At 44.0% G+C, this 1,331-nt stretch carries 1 protein-coding gene; it reads right to left on the reverse strand.

Going from position 1 to position 1,331, the window contains the following annotated elements; genetic code table 11:
• Positions 1-282: 282 nt before the first annotated feature.
• The gene (locus NJ959_RS29605; protein WP_254015341.1) at positions 283-1,221 is read right to left on the reverse strand and encodes a serine hydrolase; all 939 of its coding nucleotides are present in this window, start codon (positions 1,219-1,221) and stop codon (positions 283-285) included.
• Between the last annotated feature and the right edge of the window lie 110 nt (positions 1,222-1,331).

The raw sequence follows: 1,331 nt of genomic DNA on the forward strand, positions 1-1,331 counted from the left end.
GTATGTTGCCGTTTCCCCAAGGCTACGAAGTTTCCATTTAGGGAATCTAGGTAATCTAGGTAATCTGGGGAATCTAGGGGCGACTCGCCACCAGAATATATAATAATAACGAATAAACCAATCGACTCGCCCCGACTTGCCATGTCCAAACCCAAAATCCTCCAGTAAAACCAATCTTACACCTTTCTATCCTACGTTGTAGAAAAAGTAGGGAATGTAGGCAAAAGGAGGAGTGGGAGAGTTAAAACTCAAAACTGAAAACTCTCTTACCCATTCCCTAAACTAAGTTAATCTAATCATCGCTCTCACAAATTGCTGAGAGACAAAGGGTAAAATAGTCTTATTTCTACTGTGGACTTTCCCCTCGATAAACACAACTAACAAATAAGGCTGTTTGTGAGGAAGCTCAATATAAGCCGCATCGTGGCGTACCTGAGAAGTCCAACCCGCTTTGGACCAAATTTGAGCTTCCGAAGGAATACCAGCACCCAAAAACCCGGTGATCTGATTTTCCTCCTCACCAGTAAGATCGATAGGGTTGAGATTGCGCTTCATCAAATTCATCATTAGTTGCGATCGCGCCGAGGAAACCGCGACTCCCCCAACTATACTGTGGAGTAACCGCGCTGTAGCATTGGTAGTCAGCATATTGCGATTTTCCATCAACTCACCCAGAAACGCCCTTTCCCTACCATAGGCACCATCGCACCAGGTTTTTTGATTAACATTAATCGATTCCAACTCTTGCCACTTCAAAGACTGAAAGTAACGATTCACAATATTGCGCTGAAATTTCCAGGTTTCAAAAGGACCTGGTGGTAATTCCGGACCACTAGTCGTACCGCTTAAGATATCCACAATCAGACTAGTCGCATCATTGCTAGAATCAGCGATCGCATCTCTAATTGCTCTGTCTAACTCAGTGGAGGAAGTAGTCATCCCGGTTTCCAGCCACTCCTGAATGGCAACCAAATAAAACAGTTTGACAATACTAGCAGGATAAATTCGCTCAACCCCGCGATAGCTAAAGCCCCGCACCTGATATTTCCAGAATTCTTCAGCCGAAAGCGCACCACCTGTATTTACGGGTACGGGTGGATCGTATACTACCCAAGTTAGGGCTATTTGATTTTGGGCTAATCCTGGAAATTCTGCCCAGGTAGCTTCTAAGATGTCAGTACCGAGTTTGTGAAGTTGTTCGTCTTTGTGGAAGAATGTCATTGGTTTGTTGTTAGTTGTTAGTTGTTGGTTGTTGGTTGTTGGTTGTTGGTTGTTTGTTGTTGGTTGTTGGTTGTTGGTTGTTGGTTGTTGGTTGTTAGTTGTACTCCTCA

The organism is Limnofasciculus baicalensis BBK-W-15, from assembly GCF_024178385.1.
Classification (GTDB): Bacteria; Cyanobacteriota; Cyanobacteriia; order Cyanobacteriales; family Coleofasciculaceae; genus Limnofasciculus; species Limnofasciculus baicalensis.